This is a genomic window from Rhizobium sp. NZLR10, assembly GCF_019685125.1.
Lineage (GTDB): Bacteria > Pseudomonadota > Alphaproteobacteria > Rhizobiales > Rhizobiaceae > Rhizobium.
Map to the genome: position 1 here is coordinate 1 of NZ_JABDWE010000029.1, position 20,866 is coordinate 20,866.

The window sequence follows — 20,866 nt, forward strand, 5'->3', positions numbered from 1 at the left end:
GAACACAAACCAGCAATCGCCAATCCGCTTGAGTTTCTTTAGAACGAAAGACTTCGTCGCCAGCAGCGCCGCCGCCCTCGTTCAGTGAGTGGGCTTATAGAACTAACCCTCCCAAACAGTCAACAGCGCTTTTCGAAAAAACTGATTTTTCTTTCAAACAATTGTTTTTTCAGACGAAATTTCAGACCGCATGGAAATGCGGTCGTTTCCCGGATTCCGACCGACCTGACGCGACCAGGAAAATGAACCTCTTTCGACTTTTTGGGGGAGGAATGCTTTTTCCACTCCACCGCGCCCCGACATCATCACAATCTGCTGGTCTTAAGAGACACACGATTCACACAGGCAAATGCAGGCAGACTGCCTTTCCCGGTGCGATTTGACTTCCATGCCTATAATATGCACATCTTTCGCCCCAGCCAGGATGGCCGAGAAATGCTTCCAGAGACGTCGAATGTAAGGACGCGGACCCGACTGCCATGATGACGGAGAAAATGATGATCCGCTCGTTGGGCAACGAGCCTCCGCTTCTGGCCGACGGCAGGCGTGCGCCCGACCGCCGAGAGGTTTCCTTGCGCTGGCTCTCGGGCACGTTCCTCACCGGCATTACATCCTCCGTTCTGATGGGCGTCGCGCTTTTTGCCGCTCTTGACGGCCGACAGCAACTGGCGATCCCCGCCGAGGCCTATGCAAGTGCTGCCGCGGACGCGCACGAGGATACGACAGTGGTGCGCGGCGGAAGGCTGATCGCGCCCGCCATCGCCGCAAAACCGTCCGACCGTGCCATCATGGAAGTTTCGACCGTTGTCCACGATGGCGAGAAAGAGGTCGTTCGTCGCCAGCCTTTCGCGCATGTGAAGATGACGCTGGCCGCCAACCATGTGGCGACCGAGGACTATCCCGACTTTGATCCCCTGGCGATCTTTTCCGCCGACGAGCCGCAGCCCGCCCCGCAAAGCCGCACTGGTGCGCTTTACGGCTCCGATGTCGAATCCGAAGTCAGCCTGAAGACCATTTCCTTCCCGACCGGCAAGAGCAGCATGAAGATGGCATCCGGCCTGTCGCTCGAAGAGGTCGAAGAAAACGTGCGTTCCAATGGCTCGGTGCTGACTGATGGCAACACGCAGCTTGCAGCCCTTTATTACGTCGATCCACGCCGCTTCTCCAATGAGGATGCCGATGTCGATCTGACCGCCGGCCTGTCGGCTCGCGTGCTCGAACAGAACATGACCGTTTCCGCATCGGAATCGATCACGCCGCAGACCGAGGAGTTCGCCGACGACATCCTGCCCGTCCGCGTCGACACGCCGATCGCCAAGGCGCTGACGGATTCCGGCTATCCGCAGCAATATGCCGATGGCATTGCCGGGTTTATCTCGCAGCAACTGGGTTCCGCCGATCTCGACAAAGGCGACGTGCTGCGGATCGGCATCATTCAGAAGGGCGAGCAGGCAAAGATCATCCGAGCCAGCGTCTATCGCGGCACGCGCCATCTCGTCACCGTGGCCGTCGACGACAAGGGCAGATACGTGCCCGGAAGCGAGCCGCCGATGCTGGATGCCATCGCCACCGCCTTCGATGACAATTCCTTCGCGCCGCCACCCGGTCAGAACCTGCCGCGCGTCTATGACGGCATCTATCGCGCGGCCCTGTCCTACGGCATGACCAAGGATATGACGGCGCTGATCATCAAGCTGCTCGCCAGCAATGTCGATTTCCAGGCGCAGCTGAGGTCGACCGATAGTCTCGAGGCCTTCTTCTCCGTCGCCGACAGCGCCGGCCAGGCGACCGAGGATTCCGAACTGCTCTACGTCAACGCTCGTTTCGGCGATACGCAGACGCGCTTCTACCGCTTCCAGGACCCCGATGACGGCACGCTCGACTATTTCGACGAGAACGGCAAGAGCATCCGCCAGTTCCTGCTGCGCAACCCAGTTCCCAACGGCATCTTCAAATCGGGCTTCGGCATGCGCCGTCACCCGATCCTCGGTTTCGCCCGCATGCACACCGGTGTCGACTGGGCGGCCCCCCGCGGTACCGCAATCATCGCCGCCGGCAACGGCACGGTCGAAAAAGCCGGCTGGGATTCCGGCGGTTACGGCAACCAGACGATCATCCGCCATGCCAACGGCTATGAATCCTCCTACAATCACCAAAGCGCCATCGCCAAGGGCGTTATCCCCGGCGCCAAGATTCGTCAGGGTCAGGTGATCGGATGGGTCGGCACGACGGGCGAGTCCACCGGACCGCACCTGCACTACGAGCTGATCGTCAACGGCACAAAGGTTGATCCCCTGCGCATCCGCCTGCCGGGCGGCAAGTCACTGCAGGGCGAGGCGCTGGCGAAATTCGAGGACGAGCGCAAGCGCATTGATACGCTGCTGAACAACCAGACCTCGGATCAGGTGGCGAGCAAGTAATTTGCAACCTTTTCCTCGTCTCGTCCCCGCAAAATAAAATGGCGGCCGAAGCCGCCATTTCTCATTTATCCAGCAAAGCCGGCCTATGCCGCTTCGCTCACCGTCTGGCCGGTCCTGAACTGCAGCCGGTCGGAACCATTCGTCACCTTCACCGTCGATCCATCCGGCACCTGGCCCGACAGGATCTGCTCGGCCAGCGGATCCTGCACGAATTTCTGGATCACCCGCTTCAACGGCCTTGCGCCGTAGACCGGATCGTAACCCTTATTCGCCAGCCAGTGGCGCGCTTCCTCGTCAAGGTCGATGACGATCTTGCGTTCGGACAGCAGCGCCACCAGCCGCTTCAGCTGGATATCGACGATCGCGCCCATCTCCTCACGCTTCAGCCGGTGGAACAGAATGATCTCATCGATGCGGTTCAGGAATTCCGGCCGGAAATGCCCGCGCACGACCTCCATCACCTCCTCGCGAACCGTATCGCTGTCGTCACCGTCCTTGAGCTGCGTCAGATATTCGGCGCCGAGGTTCGAGGTCATGATGATCATCGTGTTGCGGAAATCGACGGTCCGCCCCTGGCCGTCCGTCAGGCGTCCGTCATCCAGCACCTGCAGCAGGATGTTGAAGACGTCTGGATGCGCCTTTTCGATCTCATCGAACAGCACGACCTGATACGGCCGGCGGCGCACGGCCTCCGTCAGCGCCCCGCCTTCGTCATAACCGACATAGCCCGGAGGCGCACCGATCATCCGGGCAACGGAGTGCTTCTCCATATATTCCGACATGTCCATGCGCACCATCGCCGTTTCGTCGTCGAAGAGGAAGCGGGCGAGCGCCTTGGTGAGCTCCGTTTTACCGACGCCGGTTGGGCCGAGGAAAATGAACGAGCCGATCGGCCGGTTCGGATCCTGCAGACCGGCGCGGGCGCGGCGCACAGCGCGCGACACCGCCTGAACCGCATCGCCCTGGCCGATTACCGATTTCGCCAGTTCATCCTCCATCCGAAGCAGCTTGTCGCGTTCGCCCTCCAGCATCCTGTCGACCGGAATGCCGGTCCAGCGGGAAACGACATGGGCGATATTGTCGGGGATAACAACCTCCTGCACCATCGCGCCGCGTTCGCCATCCTGCCTCTCAGCATCGACCAGCTGCTTTTCCAGATCCGGGATGACACCGTAGGTCAACTCGCCGGCGCGCTGGAATTCACCCTTGCGCTGGGCAATCGCCAGTTCGTTGCGGGCATCGTCGAGCTGCTTCTTGAGATCGGCGGCAAGGCCGAGCTTCTGCTTTTCCGCCTGCCAGCGGGCCGTCAGCGCATCGGCTTCCTCTTCGAGGCCGGTCAGTTCGGTCTCCAGCCGCTTCAGCCGGTCGGCCGAGGCAACGTCGGTTTCCTTCTTCAGTGCCTCGCGCTCGATCTTCAGCTGGATGATGCGGCGGTCGAGTTCGTCGAGTTCTTCCGGCTTGGAATCCACCTGCATGCGCAACCGCGCCGCCGCCTCGTCCATCAGGTCGATCGCCTTGTCGGGCAGGAAACGATCGGTGATATAGCGGTTGGAAAGCGTCGCAGCCGCCACCAGCGCGGCATCGGCGATGCGCACCTTGTGATGCTGCTCGTATTTTTCCTTCAGGCCGCGCAGGATCGAGATCGTGTCTTCGACCGTCGGCTCGTCGACGACAACAGGCTGGAAGCGCCGAGCAAGCGCCGGGTCTTTTTCGACATGTTTGCGATATTCGTCGAGCGTGGTCGCGCCGACGCAATGCAGCTCACCGCGGGCAAGAGCGGGCTTCAGAAGGTTGGACGCGTCCATTGCCCCATCGGCCTTGCCGGCGCCGACCAGCGTGTGCATCTCATCGATGAACAGGATGATCTCGCCGTTCTCAGCTTGCACCTCGTTGAGCACGGCCTTCAGCCGCTCCTCGAATTCGCCGCGGTATTTTGCACCGGCAATCAGCGCGCCCATATCGAGCGCCATCAGCTTCTTGTCCTTCAGCGATTCCGGCACGTCACCGTTGACGATGCGCAACGCCAGACCCTCGACGATCGCGGTCTTGCCGACACCGGGTTCGCCGATCAGCACAGGATTGTTCTTTGTGCGGCGCGAAAGCACCTGAATGGTGCGGCGGATTTCGTCGTCGCGGCCGATCACCGGGTCGAGCTTGCCGTCGCGGGCTTCGGCGGTGAGATCACGTGCGAACTTCTTCAGCGAATCGAAACCCTGCTCCGCATTGGAAGAATCCGCCGTCCGGCCCTTGCGGATGTCGTTGATGACCTGGTTCAGGCCCTGGGCCGTCACGCCTGCGTTTTTCAGTGTCGAAAACGTCGAGGCCGAGGATTCGATCGCCAGCGCCTGCAGCAGGCGCTCGACGGTGACGAAGCTGTCGCCGGCCTTCTTCGCCGCCTCTTCGGCGGTCGAGAGCACCTTGGCGAGCGGCTGCGCCAGATAGATATTGCCGTTACCGCCGGAAATTTTCGGCAGTTTGGCCAGCGCTGCGTCATTGGCGAGGCGTGCAGCCTTGGCATCGCCGCCGGCGCGCTCGATTAGCGACGCCGCCATGCCCTGATCGTCGTCGAGCAGCACTTTCAGCACATGTTCGGGCGTGAATTGCTGGTGACCCTGCGCCAGCGCATAGGTCTGCGCCGACTGAATGAAGCCGCGCACCCGCTCGGAGTATTTCTCGATATTCATATTCTACCTCCATGGATCGCCCTGCCCTGACGAGGCGCAGACCGATGATTGAGATCGACCCCCTGAAAAGGCAGGCCGCGCTTGGCCCATCTCAGATTTGGGCGAAGCAGTCGAGGAGAATATGGTACCCTGTTCTGCGAGTTTAAAGAGCCGACAAAACGAAAATCCCCGGCGCGAAGCCGGGGATTTTCGTCGCAATTCTAACAGATGGCATGAACCTCATACTCCCCCTGAAGGAGAAGCGAAATCCTCATTCCGATGCGGCGTCAGCCAGTACCGGCGCCTCGCCAGAGGAACCCTCGCCCTCAGCGGCTGCTTCGCCTTCAGCGCCGCGACGCGGGCGACGGGGACGGCTGCCGGTGCTGCGACGGCGGGGCTGGCGCGGCTGACCGCCGGAGCCTTCCTCATCCATGGCGACCTCGGCCGGAATGCCTTCGATCTCCGGCTGCGGGCCGGTTCCGTCGATCACCTCGGGCTGGGGTGCCGGTGCAGCCGCCGGGGCAGGCGCCGGTTGCGGCTGTGCCTGCGGCCGGTGCTGCTGCCTGCTCTGCGGCGGCTGGACGATAACGACATCGTCGCCGTCATTGTCGTTGTTATCCATATCGTCGCCGTCGCGATCCGCACCGTCCCGATCAGAACCATCGCGATCATATTCGCCGCGATCGTCGCGCTGGAAGCGTTCCTGCATCTGCGCCTGGGCGCTGGCGATGATACGATAGTAATGTTCGGCGTGCTGGAGATAGTTCTCGGCAATCACGCGGTCGCCGGAGCTTTGGGCGTCGCGGCCGAGCTGTGCGTATTTTTCGGCGATATGCTGAGCAGTACCGCGAATCTTCACATCGGGGCCGGAACTGTCATAGGTCCGGGTCAGCGGATTGCCGCCCTTGCGGTTGAAATTGTTGTTATTGTTATTGTTATTGTTACTTCCGCCGCCGCCACCGCCGTTATTGTTGTTACCACGCCCTCGACCGCGCTTGTTCTGCTGTCCTGGCCTCATAGATCGTTCACCTGAATTCTCTGTTTATGATGGATACATGGCACCAACCGCCATGACCGAAAAGCGGGTCAGGACCTTTGTGCCGCGAGCATACTGCGCCTTTGCGCCGACCTGCCGCTTGGTTTTCAAGTCAGATTGACTGATTCACGCATTGGGTCGTGTTCAACCGTTGAAACTCTCGTTTAAAAGAGCGGACCCCCGAGGCAAACCAAGTACCGAACGAATCTCGTTCATTCCTATCTGCCCAACACGTGACCGCAACCTATATTGCTTCCCGTGGAAATCCAAGCCTTTTCTTCGCAATAACAATAATGTCCTGTTCAATGCAGCAATTATCGCCAGTCACGCGAGCGCGAACACGAGCACTCTATCATTCTGACCATAATCTTTTACGGATTTGAGGCATTTGAAGCCTTTCGCTTCAAAAATCGCCGTCACATCGTTTCGCTGATCGTAGCCGATTTCGAGTCCGACGACCGCATCGGGCCTCATGAACCTTGCGGCATCTTTGGCGATCGCGCGGTAGGCGTCAAGCCCATCCGGGCCGCCATCCAGTGCCGCAACCGGATCAAATTTCGTCACTTCGGGAGCAAGATCGTGAATGACATTGGAAGCAATATAGGGCGGATTTGAGACGATCGCATGAAACCAACCCTGGATGCTCTCGAACCATCTCGACTGTACGGCTTGGAAACGATCCTGTAATCCGTTCCTTTCTGCATTGGATGTTGCCGTCCGAAGTGCATCCGCCGAAATATCGCTGCCGATACCTGACGCTTCGGGACATTCGCGCAAAAGCGCAAGGCATATCGCCCCCGTCCCGGTTCCCATATCAAGGATATGGAGATGGTCTTGCGCCTCTGCAAGGTCATTCAGATAGGCAAGCACCGTATCGACCAGGATTTCCGTATCCGGTCGCGGTTCCAGCGTTTCCACTGAGAGCCGAAGCGGCAGGCCATAGAACTCCCGCTCGCCGAGAATGCGATGCACCGGCTCATGACCGAGCCGCCGTTGCACCGCCTTGAAAATCACCTCGGCCTGCTCAGAAGAAAGCCGCTCGGACGATCGCGTCAAAAGCTCGGTCGGCGATAGTTTCAGAAGGCCCGCGACAAGCAACCGCGCATCGGTCGCCGGGTCGGCGACACCTGCTTCGATGAAGCGGCGGCGCGCTTCGGCAAGCGTATCGGCGACCGTCGAGCTCATTGTTGCTCGCCGAGTTGTGCCAGCTGGCTTGCCTGGTAATCGGCCATCAGCGCATCCACCACCTCCTCGATCTCACCTTCCATCATCCGGTCGAGCTTGTAGAGCGTCAGATTAATACGGTGGTCGGTAATGCGACCCTGCGGGAAATTATAGGTTCGGATGCGTTCCGAGCGGTCGCCGGAGCCGACCTGGCTCTTGCGGTCGGCCGAGCGCTCGCTGTCGGCCCTCTGCCGCTCGGCATCGTAGAGCCTGGAGCGCAGCACCTGCATCGCCTTGGCGCGATTCTGGTGCTGCGATTTTTCCGAGCTGGTGACGACGATACCGCTCGGCAGATGGGTGATACGCACCGCGGAGTCCGTCGTATTGACGTGCTGGCCACCCGCACCCGAAGAGCGCATCGTGTCGATGCGGATATCCTCCTGGCGGATCTCGATGTCGATCTCCTCGGCCTCCGGCAGCACGGCCACCGTTGCGGCCGACGTATGGATGCGCCCGCCCGCCTCGGTCTCCGGCACACGCTGCACACGATGCACGCCGGATTCGAATTTCAGCTTGGCGAACACGCCCCGGCCGGTGATCGTCGCGATGATTTCCTTGTAGCCGCCGGCTTCGCCCTCGCTCGCCGAGAGCATCTCAACCTTCCAGCCTTTCTCCGCCGCAAAACGCTCGTACATGCGAAAGAGATCGCCGGCAAAAAGGGCCGCTTCAGAGCCGCCTGTGCCGGCGCGGATTTCGAGGATGGCGCTCTTCTCGTCAGCCGCATCCTTCGGCAGCAGCAGGATCTGCATCTCCTGCTCAAGCGCCTCGATCTGCTCTTTCACCTCGGGCAGCTCCAGCTCCGCAAGGTCGCGCATTTCGCGGTCGACCGACTTGTCTTCGAGCAGCGTTTCGAGATCGGCAAGCTCGGCTATCGCCTTCTCATAGGCGCGGATCTTCGTCACGACGGGCTGCAGCTCGGAATATTCGGATGCGAGCTTCACATAGACATCGGCAGCCGGGCCTGCCGACATGCGCGCTTCGATCTCTCCGAAACGGCGTTCCAGCTCGCGCATCTTTTCAACGGGAAGCTTCGCCACCCTTCACTCCGATTCTTCTTAGTCTCTGTCTAAAGGGGAATATTGTGGCTTTCGGCGAAGCGGGCAAGCACCTCGCGCATCGGCATCATGGCGTGGATATCGTCCAGCACCTCGTCCATCGCCTTGGTCAGCGCCCCGACATCGAGCCCGAGCAGCATTGCCTTCACCGGCCCGATCGAGGCCGGCGACATCGAGATCGAACGGAAGCCGATGCCGAGCAGCGCCATCGCCGAGATCGGTTTGCTGGCAAGCTCGCCGCAGAGCGTTACCGGCGTCTTGTTCCGGTCCGCGCCGCGCACGATATCGCGCAGAATGCGCAAAAACGGTTTGCCGAGCGGATCGAAGCGGTCCGAGACCCGCGCATTGCCACGATCGACCGCCATCGAAAACTGGAAGAGGTCGTTCGAACCGACCGAGACGAAATCGACCGCCTCCATCAGTTCATCGAGCTGCCAAAGCAGTGCAGGCACCTCCAGCATCGCGCCGAATTGCAGCTTGCGCGGCAGCCCGTGACCGAAGCGCGAGAGATGCTGCACTTCCTTCTGCAACAGCTCGCGCACGATCTTCAGCTCGGAAACCTCGGTCACCATCGGCACCATCAACTTCAGCTCGGTGTCTGCCGATGCCTTCAACAGAGCGCGCAGCTGGGTGCGCAACAGTCCCGGCCGGTCGAGCGACAGCCGGATGGCGCGCCAGCCGAGTGCGGGATTTTCTTCCTCATGGCCGCGGAAATACGGCACGACCTTGTCGCCGCCGATATCAAGCGTACGGAAGGTGACGGCGCGGCCCGCCGCCTGTTTTATCACATTGCGATAGAACTGTTCCTGCTCGTCCGCCTTCGGCATGGTGGAGGCGATCATGAACTGCAGTTCGGTGCGGAAGAGGCCGATGCCCTCGGCACCCGATTCCGAAAGCTGCGGCAGGTCGACCAGCAGCCCCGCATTCATCATCAACCCAATCCGCTGCCCATCCTTGGTCACCGGTTCGACGGCGCGCAGCGCCCGGAACTGTTCCTGCCGCCTGGCGCGGAAGCGAACCTTTTCCTCGTAGGAACGCCGGTGATCGGCCATCGGTCGCAGATGTACATGTCCCTCGTCGGCGTCGATGATCACGGCATCGCCGTTCTCGGCGAGCGCCACCACACCGGCTGCCTGGCCGATGACCGGAATACCCATGGCGCGCGCAACGATCACCACGTGGCTCGTCACCGCGCCTTCTTCCAGCACCAGCCCGCGCACATTGGCACGCGGATAATCGAGCAGCTCGGCCGCCCCCATGGCACGCGCCAGGACGACCGCATCGTTGGGGAAACCTTCGGCAGTCGTCCGCCCGGTATACCCCGTCAATTGCCTGAGCAGCCGGTTCGCCAGATCCTCGAAATCATGCATGCGTTCGCGCAGATAGGGGTCGGTCAACCGCATCATCCGGGCTTTCGTGTCGCTCTGCACCTTCTCGACCGCCGCTTCCGCCGTCAGGCCGTTGCGGATCGCCTCCTCGAGCTTGCGCACCCAGCCCTGGTCATGCGCGAACATGCGATAGGTCTCGAGCACCTCTCGATGTTCGCCCTCCATCGAGACATCGCGACGCGACAGCATGTCGTCGATCGAGATCCTGAGCGAGCCCATGGCTTCGGCCAGCCGCCGGATTTCCTTCTCGGCATCCTCGTTCAACAAATTGGTGACGACAATGCGCGGCTCGTGCAGCACGACGTAACCGAGGCCGATGCCGTCATTATACGTGTCGCCGTCGACGGTCACCGAACGCGTCAGGTCAAGTTCGAGGCCCGGCTTAGTGATCTTCTTCAGCTCGCCGGTGGCGATCATCTCGGCCAGCACCATCGCCGTCGTCTCGAGCGCTTCCAGCTCTTCCTCGCGATAGTTGCGGCTCGCCTTGTTCTGCACGACGAGAACGCCAAGCGAGCGCCCGGTCCTGAGGATCGGCACGCCGAGGAAGGAATGGTAGATCTCTTCGCCCGTTTCCGGCAGGTAGCGGAATGCAGGGTGCGACTGCGCATCGGAAAGGTTCAGCGGCTGGGCCGAGGCGGCGATCGTGCCGACCAGGCCTTGCCCCATTTTCAGTTGCGCCAGGTGCACGGCCTCACGGTTGAGGCCTTCGGTCGCATAGAGTTCGAGCACGCCGTCGGCCCGCAGCACGTAAACGGAGCACACCTCCGCCACCATGTTGCCGGCGATCTGGCGGACGATCCGGTCAAGACGATCCTGCGGCTCCAGCGGCTCCGCCATCAACTCGCGCAGCCGCCTGAGCAGCACGCGCGGACCGCCGGAAAGGTCTCTCATGGCGTCTCAAGCTCCCGAAACAACGCACTCAGTCCCGGCGGGCCGGCCTTCGTCTCCTCAACCTGAAGGGGCAGGCCGCCCACTGGGAATCAATTCTTATCCAGACCGTAGCAGGAATGCAAAGTCCTGACAGCGAGTTCTGCATAGGGACCGTCGATCAGAATGGAAATCTTGATCTCGGAGGTCGTGATCGCCTTGATGTTGATGCCTTTTTCGGCAAGTGCACGAAATGCGGTAGCCGCAACGCCGGCGTGGCTGCGCATGCCGATGCCGATGACCGACACTTTCACCAGCCCCGATTCGTTCTGCACGACATCGTAGCCGATCTTCTCCTTATGGTCGCCGAGCACCTTGATTGCCTTCTCGACGTCACCTGACGGTACGGTGAAGGTCATGTCGGTCTTCGACCCATCCTCGGAGATATTCTGGACGATCATGTCGACATTGATATGGGATTCCGCGAGCGGCCCGAAGATCGCCGCGGAAACGCCCGGCCTGTCGGCTAGACGGCGAAGCGAGATCTGAGCCTCATCCTTGGCATAGGCGATGCCGGTGACTACTTCCTGTTCCACGATTTCATCCTCGTCACAAATCAGCGTTCCGGGCGGGTTTAGCAGATCGCCCATGCCCGGAGCATCGGGATCTTCGAATGACGAGCGCACGAAGGTGCGCACCTTGTGCACCATGGCAAGCTCGACCGAGCGCACCTGCAGCACCTTGGCGCCGAGCGAAGCCATCTCGAGCATTTCCTCGAAGGCGATCTTCTTCAGCCTGCGCGCCTTCGGCACGATGCGCGGGTCGGTCGTGTAAACGCCGTCGACATCAGTATAGATATCACAGCGATCCGCCTTGACAGCTGCCGCGATGGCGACGGCCGACGTATCCGATCCACCGCGCCCGAGCGTCGCGAGGCGGTTGTCTGGTCCCAGTCCCTGGAAGCCGGCAATGACGGCAACCTGCCCCTCGCCCATCCGTTTGACGATGTCGGAACCGTCGATTTCCATGATGCGCGCCGCGCCATGCGCATTGTCGGTGCGGATCGGGATTTGCCATCCCTGCCAGGAGCGCGCATTGATATCCATCGCCTGCAATGCGATCGCCAGCAACCCGGAGGTCACCTGCTCGCCGGAGGCGACTACCGCATCATATTCCCGCGCATCGTAAAACGGAGAGTTCGCGCCAATCACCTTCGGCATGCCCTGGACCCAGCCGACCAGTTCATTGGTCTTGCCGGACATGGCCGACACCACAACCGCCACCTCGTGGCCGGCATCGACTTCGCGTTTTACATGGCGGGCGACGTTCCTGATGCGGTCCAGGTCAGCGACGGACGTGCCGCCGAATTTCATTACGATGCGTGCCATATGCCTCTACCACGACTGGCGCCGGGAAAGCGGAAAACCGGATCCGGCATCACGAAAGCTCTGGGGCAGACCTCTTGGCCAGAGAGCCGGGCTCCCGACTTCCGGAACCGCTCAAAAAGCCTAGGTCCCCAAGGCCCCAAGTTGCGGCGTCTCTTAGCGAGTTTGGCGGGGGGAGGCAAGCGCGCGCGATAAAAGCAATTACCCAACTTTGCGTCAAAAGCTGTCCCTGACTACCCGTCACGTTGCCCGCGGAGATCCCGGCACGTAGGATTAAGAAAACAGATCGCAGGACTCTCATTTCACCTTGTCGGAAAAACGCTCGATCATATCGTCCACACGCGACAGGAAGAGCTTGAGCAATGGCGAGCTGTTTGCCTTGTGATACCCCACCATCAGATCGATTGTCGGCGCCTTGCCGATGAGCGGGCGGCTGATGACCGACCGGGATAGGAAGTTCTCGGCATAGGCGGGAAGCAGCGCGACGCCGCGGGTGGACGCGACAAGCGACACGCCCATGGCGAAATTGTCGATCAGGTGCTTCGGCGCGATCTTGAGACCGAGCCGATCGAAATAGTCGTTGATGACGCCGCGGAGTATATGCGGCGTATCGGACATCCCGATGAAAGTCTCGCTGGCAAGATCCATGGGATCGATCGCCTTGCATGCGGCAAGGCGATGGTCGCTTGGCAGGATCACCACCAGCGGTTCTCTTGCGATGACGACATATTCGATATCCGGCTTCGGCTCGCGGCGCAGAAAGGCGATGTCGAGTTTTCCGCGCTGGAGTTCATCGGCAAGCTGCGGCGAATACTGGCTCGAGACCCTGATCTCGATGTTGGGCAGCTCGTCCCGAAGAATTCTCGTGGCATGAGGGAGCCAATCCACCTCCTGTCCCGTCAGAAAGCCGATGGAGAACACCGGTTTGCTAGGCTCTGCAGCGCGCCGCGCCGCCTCCACCGCAGCTTCCGCCTGAGCAATCGCCTGACGTGCATGCTCCAGAAAGGCAAGCCCGGCTGCCGTCGCCTCCACACCCCGCGCGCTGCGCGTCAGCAGCGGAACGCCGACCTCGTATTCGAGATCCCTGATCTGACGGCTGAGCGAAGGCTGTGCCGTGTGCAGCCGTTGTTCAGCGGCAAGCGTCAGGCTGCCTTCTTCGACGACGGCGACAAAATAGCGAAGATGCCGGAGTTCCATCTTAACCTCCATGCCTGGAAGGCATGGCTACCAACTTACAAAGTCTTTTTCATCGGCGCAAGAAGCGCCTAGATCTTTGCTCAACGGAAACGATCACGGAAACGAAATCAGACGACAAAATCTGCGCCTGTTTTGATCCGTCTTTCGGAAAAACAATGAATTTCAAAGGATTAATATCATGTCTACCCCCGTCGTTCTTATCACAGGCGCGCTGACCGGCATCGGTCGGGCCGCTGCAGTAGCACTGGTCAAGGAAGGTAACCGAGTTGTCGTTTCCGGCCGCAATGAGGAAGCAGGCCATGCCTTGGAAACCGAGCTTCGCTCGCTAGGCGCTGAAGCCGAGTTCATCCGCGCGGATGTTCGCGACGATGACGATGTCCGCAAGCTGGTGGATCAGACGATCGAACGCTTCGGTCGGTTGGATGCAGCGGTCAACAACGCCGGCACCGAAGGCAAGCCGGGTGCCGTGACCGAACAAACCGCTGAGAGCTATGGAGCGACCTTCGATACCAACGTGCTCGGTACGCTGCTTTCGATGAAGCACGAGTTGCGCGTCATGCAGGCGCAGGGCCGCGGCAGTATCATTAATATCTCGTCGACCTATGGTCATGAAGGAGCCGCCGGCGCGTCCGTTTACGTCGGCAGCAAGCATGCGGTCGAAGGCATGACCAAGTCGGCGGCGCTCGAAGTCGCCGCGACCGGCGTTCGTGTCAATGCCGTGGCACCTGGCCCGACCGAGACGGGCATGCTGAACCGCTTCACCGGCACACCGGAGAACAAGACTGCACTGCTTTCTGGCGTGCCGCTTGGCCGTATCGGCCAGCCGGAAGAGATGGCCCATGCCATCGCCTTCCTTGCTTCCGACAAGGCTTCGTTCATCACCGGCCAGATCGTCACGGTCGATGGCGGCAAGACTGCTGGTTAATCCCGAACTCAAGGGCGGCCCCTGGCCGCCCGCATCCTCCAAACTCCAGCAAGGGATGAATACGATGTTTACCCACCAGACCGCCCCGACCGAATTCGTCGACGCCAACGGTATCCGGTTCGCCTATCGCGTTTTGGCAATCAAGGCGGCATTCCGCTCGTCTTCAATATGCACTTCACCGGTACGATGGATCATTGGGATCCACTGGTAACCGATGGTTTGGCAAGAAATCGCGAGGTGATCCTGTTCAACAATGCCGGCATATCAAGCACCTCTGGCGAAGTGCCAACTTCAATCGAAGAAATGGCCATCAACGCCGCAGTCTTCATCAAGGCGCTTGGGCTGACTGAGGTCGACGTTCTCGGCTTCTCGCTCGGCGGACTTGTCGCCCAGGAACTGGCGATCGCAGAACCGTTGCTCGTGCGCCGGCTGATCCTCGTCGGTACCGGTCCGCGCAGCGGTGAAGGCATGACAACATTGACGCCCGAGGCCCAACAGATCTTCGGCGCAAGTTATGCGGATCCGGATAATCTCTGGCTTGGCGTCTTTTTCACACCTTCCGAGAAAAGTCAGACAGCCGGCCGCGAATATCTGAAGCGCTTCCGTCTACGCAGCGAGGGTCGTGATCCGGACGTCAGCGACAAGGTAGCATCGGCCCAGATCGCAGCACTTGGCAAGTGGGGCGCTCCTCGCGAGAATCCCTTCGACTATCTCAAAGCGATCCATCAGCCGACGCTGGTCGTGAATGGAGGACACGACGTGATCATCTATACCGTCAACTCCTTCATCCTGCCGCAACACATCCCGAACGCGCAGCTCATCATCACCCCGATGCGAACCACGGCTCGCAGTATCAGTATCCCGAGCTCTTCGTCGCGCACGCATCTCATTTCCTCGATGCACTGAAGTAACCGACCCAAACCGGCGCAATCCAGCACTCCGACAAGCCCAGCCGACATCCGGCACGCGACTACCGGCCGATGGACCATGCGCGGATCATCCTGAATTCTAACTCGAAAGGAGACCTTCGTGCCCAATCTTTCAGGTAAAACCGCCCTCGTCACTGGTGCCTCGCGCGGCATCGGCCGCGCCAGCGCGCGGGCGCTGGCCAAGGCAGGCGCACAGGTGCTCGTCCACTACGCTAGCAGCCCGGCAGAAGCCGACGCTGTTGTCGCCGAGATCCGCGCAACCGGCGGCCGCGCCGAAAAAATTGGTGCCGACCTTTCGGCAGTAGACGGACCGCACAAGCTCGCCAGGCAGACCCGCGACATTATCGGCGGGCGACTTGACATTCTGGTGGCAAACGCAGGCGTCTCGAAAGCCGCGACAATCGAGGACATGACGGTCGAAGACTTCGACGGTCTCTACGCCGTCAATGTCCGGGCGCCTTTCTTCCTCGTGCAGCAGCTGCGGCCGGTGATGTGCACCGACAGCAGTGTCATCTTCGTCTCCTCGCTCGCGGCGCATGCCTCGGTCGGCACGCTTTCGGCCTATGCCGCGACGAAGGGCGCAATCGATACACTGGTCAAGCATTTTGCCTCGGCGCTCGGCCCGCATGGCATCCGAGTCAATGCCGTTGCCCCCGGCGTCGTCGAGACCGACATGTCGAACTTCACCAAGACGGATGCCGGCCGGGATTTCACGCTCGGCATGCAGGCGCTGAAGCGCATCGCCCAACCGGACGATATTGCCGGCGCCATCGTCTTCCTCGCTTCCGACGATGCCCGGTGGATCACCGGCGACACACTCCGCGTCGACGGCGGATCGAAACTGTAAACGCTCATCCATCTCAATCCTTCAAGGACAGGACAATGAAACTCTATCAATCCAAGGGTTCGCCCAATTCTCGCCGCGTGCGGATACTGATCGCCGAAAAGGGCCTCGACGTCGAACTGGTCGCTATCGACCTGGGCGCCAAGGAGCAATTCTCCGATAGCTACCGGGCGGTCAACCCGCGCGTGGTGGTGCCGACCCTCGTGCTCGATGACGGCACGGCGATCGGCGAGGTTCCAGCCATCCAGCGTTATCTCGACGAGGCATATCCTGATGTGCCGCTGCTCGGTACGACGCCGAAGGAAAAAGCGATCATTGCCATGTGGGATCGGCGGGTAGAGGCGGAAGGCTTCGCCTCCACAATGGAAGCGATCCGCAACACCGTGCCAGGACTGAAGGACCGCGCCATTGCTGGCCCGCATGATTACGAACAGATCCCTGCCCTCATCGACCGTAGCAGGAAACGTCTCGCCAATTTCTACGGCGATCTCGAAATGCGCCTAAAAGACGTCCCCTTTGTTGCCGGCAATGCCTTCTCGGTGGCCGATATCACGGCACTGGTGACCGTGGATTTCGCTACAAACGCAATCTCCGCGCCAATCCCTGCTGAGACGACGGCATTGAAGGCCTGGTACGACAAGATCGCCAACCGGCCAGCGGCAACTGCCTGATGCCCGTAAGCGACGGTAGCAAGCATTGCGACCGCCGCATACGCTTCTCCTGCCCCTGCAACTCGGATCTCCTCTGGGAACAGGCCGCACCGCTCGCTCGGCATAACCTCTTGGGGTTATGTTCGATCCGTCCGCCTTCCTTCGTCATTTGTTCACAAAAACAATATGCATGTCTCGACGCTTACCGATGGCCGCTTCAAGGGTCTCGACATGACCTGTCCCTTCAATATGCTGCCGCAGCTTCCGGCCCTCTCGCTGCCCGTCGGGTTGCAGATTGTCGGCCGCCGTTTCGGCGACGAACATGTACTTTCCCATGGTGCTGCACTGGAGGCACGCCTAATCGCAACCGGCATCACCCAACGCGTCTGCCGCCACCCTGAACCGTGCCCCTTGACTTATGCCCGCGATCGTCCGACTTCACTTGGGACGAACGATGGAGAGGACGATGACGGAAACCGCCAGAAGGACGATCGACCAGACCGAGGTGGACCGCTTCTCGGCAATGGCGGCGGAATGGTGGAGCCCGACCGGCAAGTTCAAGCCGCTGCACAAATTCAACCCCGTCCGCCTTACCTATATAAGAGACAAGGCCTGCGAGAATTTCGGCCGTGAACCGAAAAGCGCCCGCCCGCTCGACGGCCTGCGCGTACTCGATATCGGCTGCGGCGGCGGTCTGTTGTCTGAACCGGTCGCCCGCATGGGCGCCTCAGTCACCGGCGCCGATCCGTCCGAGAAGAATATCGGCATCGCCTCGACCCATGCCAGGGCTTCCGGCGTTTCGGTCGATTATCGCGCCGTCACCGCCGAGGAGCTGGCAGACGCCGGCGAAACTTTCGACATCGTTTTAAACATGGAAGTGGTCGAACACGTCGCCGACGTCGAGTTCTTCATGACCACCTGCGCGAAAATGGTCCGCCCCGGCGGCCTGATCTTCGTTGCCACCATCAACCGTACGATGAAGGCGGCAGCGCTTGCCATTTTCGCCGCCGAGAACATTCTACGCTGGCTGCCGCGGGGCACCCACCAATACGAGAAACTGGTACGCCCGGAAGAGCTGGAAAAGCCGCTGGCGGCAAGCGGCCTCGAGATCACCGACCGCACCGGCGTCTTCTTCAATCCGCTGTCGAATCAGTGGAGCCTGTCCAGGGATATGGACGTGAATTATATGCTGCTGGCGAAGCGACCCGCATAGCTCCGCCGATAATAAGCGCTACACTTTCAGCGTTTGAACGCAGGCAAGCAGATCCTTTTGAGTTTCTGCATTACGAGCGGCAAGTTCCCTGACCCGGTCGCGATCGATTGTCGTCTCCGTTCCGCCAGGCCCGTAAGCCTGCTTGAACGTAAAGGCGCGAGGGCTTTGCCCGTGATCGGCAAGATATTCGAGGTGTTCGACACCCTCCTGCCAATCGGGCCGGTGATGCCCCGACACCCACCACAGAACCAGCGGCGGCCATGTCTGTGTCACATTCCAGTTACGCGCGTGTTTCAGCGCCTCGGCAAGCACGCCGTTATAGGTAAAGGCCATCAGGCACTCGATGTCGGCCCAGAGCGAAGGGAGGAGGGCGCGGACGGAAAACCGCTGCCTTCGATATAACGGGGAAAGACTTGAACGCCCCAGCTTCTGGCTCCGGGATAACCGGGATAACCGGAGCGTCCGATAGAGCCGTAGGCACGGCCGGCGGCTTCGAAATTCAAGGGCTCGCGGAGAACGAAGCCTTCGACCGTTTCGCTTTCGGCAGGCGCGATGTGCAGGCCGAAATTGTAGAGGGCAAGACGCGCGGACTGCATTTCAGTTCACATCTTCAGGCAAAACCGGAATGGCGGCGATCTCGATGCCCTCTTCGAGAAGCGCCTGCGCTTCGTCGACCGTCGCCTGGCCGATGATGCCGCGGGCATCCGCCTCGCCATAATGGATCTTGCGGGCTTCCTCGGGAAACTGCGTACCGACGTCCTCGGAATTGGCCTTGACCGCGGCGACCGCCTCTTTGAGCTTTTGCAGCGCCTCCTGACGCAGGGCATCCATCGCCAGCGTCTGCCTCTCGTCCTTCTTCCGCGCCGTCGACACCGAGGGCGCCATCAGGAGCTTGGAGACGGCGGCGGAATGACAGACCGGACAGGTCAGGAAACCGGTCGCGACCTGACGATCGAAATCGGCACTTTCCGAAAACCAGCCTTCGAATTCATGGGCATTGTCGCAAGTGAGGGAATAGCGGATCAAGCGGCGACGCCTCCGGCGACTGCTCCCGCAATCTTCTCGACCGAGAACTCCCGGCCGTTCCTCAGGTTCGGGATCTTGTCATGCGCAGCCTTGACCGCGCCGGGATCGATATCGGCGATGATGACCGCCTCCCCTGTGGCGCCGGCCGACGCCAGCACCGTGCCCCAGGGATCGACGATCATCGAATGGCCGAAGGTCTCGCGCCCGTCCTCGTGTCGGCCGGCCTGCGCGGCGGCGATGACAAAGACACCGTTCTCGATCGCGCGTGCCCTGAGCAGTATCTCCCAATGCGCTTCGCCGGTCTGCTTGGTAAAGGCGGCGGGAACTGTCATCACCTCGGCGCCGGCAACCGCCTGGGCGCGGAAGAGTGCTGGAAAGCGCACATCGTAGCAGATCGCAAAGCCCACTTCGGCAAAGGGCAGCGACAGGACGCGCGCCTCCGAGCCAGCCGTATAGGCGGCACTTTCCCGCCAGCTCTCGCCATTGTCGAGGTCGACGTCGAACATGTGGATCTTGTCGTAGCGATTGAGGATCCTGCCGTCGGGGCCAAACAGGAAACCGCGATTGGCGATCTTGCCGTCGGCTAGCGCAATCGCCGTCGAGCCGACATGCATGTGGATGCCGAGTTCCCGGGCGAGCTCGGAGCCGGTTTTGACGATGACGTCATGCGTCTCGTCTGCGAGCACCGCACGCGCCGCCGCGCGGTCGCGCTGCAGCATGCCGGTCATCTCAGGCGTCTGCACATAGGTCGCGCCTTGGGCGGCGGCCTCGCGCACCAGCCGTGCCATGGTGGCGGCATTCTTCACCGGATCAACCCCGGAGCACATCTGGACGGCGGCAGCCTTGAAACCCATCGGTTCTTCCTCAAGCCGCCAGCATCGTATCGAGCTTGCCGGCCCGATCGAGCGCAAACAGATCGTCGCAACCGCCGACATGATCGGCGCCGATGAATATCTGCGGGAAGGTGGTACGCCCGTTCGACTTGCCGATCATCTCTCGGCGAAGGTCCGGTGAATATGTCGCATCGTGCTCGACGTAGTCGACACCCTTTTCTTCGAGAAGGGACTTGGCGCGGGTGCAAAAACCGCAGAACTGCCGCGTATAGATGGTGACGGGTATCATAATCTCTCCAGACCGATGCCGGGTATTTCTGTCATATAGGCTCGGACAATGCCCTTGCAAAGGTCAAAACCGTTATCTCGGCCGCGCCCGCCTTGCGCAGCGTCCGGCTTGCCGCAGCCACCGTCGCCCCTGTTGTATAGACGTCGTCGACGAGGACGATGCGCTTGCCGAAAATGTCGTTTTCGCAACCTTTGGCAATCGCGAAAGCGCCCCTGACATTATCTTCGCGCGCCTTCGCGCCAAGGCCAACCTGCTGGCTGGTGCGCTTGACGCGCACAAGTGTGGCGGCAAGAAGCGGCTTACCCGAGAGCCTCGCCATATGGCGGGCAAGTTCGGCTGCCTGGTTGAATTTGCGCGCCAGCATACGGGTGCGGTGCAGCGGCACCGGGATCAGCGCATCGCAGCTTTCGACCGTCCCTTCGGAAGCGCGCAGCATCCAGGCAGCCATCATCGGTGCCAGATCGGTGCGGTCGCGATATTTCAACCCATGCACGAGATCGCGAACCGCATGGTCGTGGGTCGCAGCCGACCGCAACCGATCGAAGGGCGGCGGGTGAGCAATCGCCTCGGCGCTGAGGATGCCGGCGCCGAGATCATGCGAGAAGGGAATGCCGAGCACCTCGCAATAGGGCCGTTCGATGAAGCGGATGCCGGACCAGCACTTCGCACACAGCCCGCGATGGCCGCCGGTCGAAATGCCGCAGACGGAACAGGCCGGGGGATAGAGAAAATCTGCAAGCACGGAAAACGGCCGCAAGAGCTGCGCCCGCAAGAACTCCGTCCGTGTTTTGCCATCGATCGGCCTCATCCGGCTGAGACTAAAGCATGTCGCGCAAAAGTGTGCAGCGGTTTTTGCGTCAACCACATGCGTAAAAACAAAGAGCTAAAGCGCATGGAGCGAATCTGAAAGATCGCGACGCGC

The 20,866-nt window shown here is 60.9% G+C and carries 18 protein-coding genes and 1 pseudogene; 6 read left to right on the forward strand and 13 right to left on the reverse strand.

Going from position 1 to position 20,866, the window contains the following annotated elements; genetic code table 11:
• The first annotated feature begins 479 nt into the window (after nucleotides 1-479).
• Complete coding sequence (locus tag HJB82_RS30175) at nucleotides 480-2,420, forward strand: M23 family metallopeptidase (RefSeq protein WP_207581943.1); 1,941 nt, start codon at nucleotides 480-482, stop codon at nucleotides 2,418-2,420.
• Nucleotides 2,421-2,503: 83 nt separating this feature from the next.
• Here HJB82_RS30175 and clpB read toward each other — a convergent pair whose 3' ends face one another.
• The 7 genes from clpB to HJB82_RS30210 form a co-directional block, all read right to left on the reverse strand.
• Nucleotides 2,504-5,104, reverse strand: a complete 2,601-nt coding sequence (gene clpB, locus HJB82_RS30180; RefSeq protein WP_207581944.1) for an ATP-dependent chaperone ClpB — start codon at nucleotides 5,102-5,104, stop codon at nucleotides 2,504-2,506.
• Nucleotides 5,105-5,354: 250 nt separating this feature from the next.
• Complete coding sequence (locus HJB82_RS30185) at nucleotides 5,355-6,101, reverse strand: DUF4167 domain-containing protein (protein ID WP_221142308.1); 747 nt, start codon at nucleotides 6,099-6,101, stop codon at nucleotides 5,355-5,357.
• A 342-nt stretch (nucleotides 6,102-6,443) separates the two neighbouring features.
• Nucleotides 6,444-7,304, reverse strand: a complete 861-nt coding sequence (gene prmC / locus HJB82_RS30190) for a peptide chain release factor N(5)-glutamine methyltransferase (protein ID WP_207581946.1) — start codon at nucleotides 7,302-7,304, stop codon at nucleotides 6,444-6,446.
• Nucleotides 7,301-8,380 (reverse strand): peptide chain release factor 1, encoded by a 1,080-nt coding sequence (gene prfA, locus HJB82_RS30195; RefSeq protein ID WP_221117829.1) that lies wholly within the window; start codon nucleotides 8,378-8,380, stop codon nucleotides 7,301-7,303. Before prfA ends, prmC begins: the two co-directional genes overlap by 4 nt.
• A 29-nt stretch (nucleotides 8,381-8,409) precedes the next feature.
• Nucleotides 8,410-10,677 carry a phosphoenolpyruvate--protein phosphotransferase gene (gene ptsP, locus HJB82_RS30200; RefSeq protein ID WP_207581948.1) on the reverse strand — a complete coding sequence of 756 codons (2,268 nt, stop codon included), beginning with the start codon at nucleotides 10,675-10,677 and terminating at the stop codon, nucleotides 8,410-8,412.
• An 89-nt stretch (nucleotides 10,678-10,766) separates the two neighbouring features.
• Nucleotides 10,767-12,041, reverse strand: coding sequence for an aspartate kinase (locus HJB82_RS30205; RefSeq protein WP_221117830.1), 1,275 nt, complete (start codon nucleotides 12,039-12,041; stop codon nucleotides 10,767-10,769).
• 294 nt (nucleotides 12,042-12,335) lie between these two features.
• On the reverse strand, nucleotides 12,336-13,235 hold the full coding sequence (locus HJB82_RS30210; RefSeq protein WP_221117831.1) for a LysR family transcriptional regulator: 900 nt from the start codon (nucleotides 13,233-13,235) through the stop codon (nucleotides 12,336-12,338).
• Nucleotides 13,236-13,413: 178 nt separating this feature from the next.
• On the opposite strand from HJB82_RS30210, the gene HJB82_RS30215 reads away from it, so the two are divergent.
• The 4 genes from HJB82_RS30215 to HJB82_RS30230 all read left to right on the forward strand — a co-directional run bounded on the left by HJB82_RS30215 (nucleotide 13,414) and on the right by HJB82_RS30230 (nucleotide 16,604).
• The gene (locus HJB82_RS30215; protein WP_221117832.1) at nucleotides 13,414-14,160 is read left to right on the forward strand and encodes an SDR family NAD(P)-dependent oxidoreductase; all 747 of its coding nucleotides are present in this window, start codon (nucleotides 13,414-13,416) and stop codon (nucleotides 14,158-14,160) included.
• 186 nt (nucleotides 14,161-14,346) lie between these two features.
• A complete protein-coding gene (locus tag HJB82_RS30220) occupies nucleotides 14,347-15,066 on the forward strand; it encodes an alpha/beta fold hydrolase (RefSeq protein ID WP_409201856.1) in 720 nt (239 codons plus the stop codon).
• 123 nt (nucleotides 15,067-15,189) lie between these two features.
• Nucleotides 15,190-15,936 carry an SDR family oxidoreductase gene (locus HJB82_RS30225; RefSeq protein WP_221133184.1) on the forward strand — a complete coding sequence of 249 codons (747 nt, stop codon included), beginning with the start codon at nucleotides 15,190-15,192 and terminating at the stop codon, nucleotides 15,934-15,936.
• A 35-nt stretch (nucleotides 15,937-15,971) separates the two neighbouring features.
• Nucleotides 15,972-16,604, forward strand: a complete 633-nt coding sequence (locus HJB82_RS30230; protein ID WP_221133185.1) for a glutathione S-transferase family protein — start codon at nucleotides 15,972-15,974, stop codon at nucleotides 16,602-16,604.
• Between the two features lie 144 nt (nucleotides 16,605-16,748).
• Here the strand turns inward: HJB82_RS30230 and HJB82_RS30235 are convergent, their stop codons facing one another.
• Nucleotides 16,749-16,907, reverse strand: coding sequence for a hypothetical protein (locus HJB82_RS30235; RefSeq protein WP_207581954.1), 159 nt, complete (start codon nucleotides 16,905-16,907; stop codon nucleotides 16,749-16,751).
• A 142-nt stretch (nucleotides 16,908-17,049) separates the two neighbouring features.
• Between HJB82_RS30235 and ubiG the strand changes: the two genes are divergently transcribed.
• Nucleotides 17,050-17,796 (forward strand): bifunctional 2-polyprenyl-6-hydroxyphenol methylase/3-demethylubiquinol 3-O-methyltransferase UbiG, encoded by a 747-nt coding sequence (gene ubiG, locus HJB82_RS30240; protein ID WP_221142310.1) that lies wholly within the window; start codon nucleotides 17,050-17,052, stop codon nucleotides 17,794-17,796.
• Between the two features lie 18 nt (nucleotides 17,797-17,814).
• On the opposite strand, the pseudogene HJB82_RS30245 reads toward ubiG, so the two are convergent.
• From HJB82_RS30245 to HJB82_RS30265, 5 genes and pseudogenes are all read right to left on the reverse strand, one after another.
• Nucleotides 17,815-18,392: pseudogene (locus tag HJB82_RS30245) on the reverse strand (DUF3291 domain-containing protein).
• 1 nt (nucleotide 18,393) lies between these two features.
• Nucleotides 18,394-18,822, reverse strand: a complete 429-nt coding sequence (locus tag HJB82_RS30250; RefSeq protein ID WP_207581957.1) for a DUF1178 family protein — start codon at nucleotides 18,820-18,822, stop codon at nucleotides 18,394-18,396.
• The gene (locus HJB82_RS30255) at nucleotides 18,819-19,676 is read right to left on the reverse strand and encodes a carbon-nitrogen hydrolase family protein (protein WP_221142311.1); all 858 of its coding nucleotides are present in this window, start codon (nucleotides 19,674-19,676) and stop codon (nucleotides 18,819-18,821) included. Before HJB82_RS30255 ends, HJB82_RS30250 begins: the two co-directional genes overlap by 4 nt.
• Nucleotides 19,677-19,686: 10 nt before the next feature.
• On the reverse strand, nucleotides 19,687-19,944 hold the full coding sequence (gene grxC / locus HJB82_RS30260; RefSeq protein WP_207581959.1) for a glutaredoxin 3: 258 nt from the start codon (nucleotides 19,942-19,944) through the stop codon (nucleotides 19,687-19,689).
• A 31-nt stretch (nucleotides 19,945-19,975) separates the two neighbouring features.
• Nucleotides 19,976-20,752, reverse strand: a complete 777-nt coding sequence (locus HJB82_RS30265) for a ComF family protein (RefSeq protein WP_221142312.1) — start codon at nucleotides 20,750-20,752, stop codon at nucleotides 19,976-19,978.
• Between the last annotated feature and the right edge of the window lie 114 nt (nucleotides 20,753-20,866).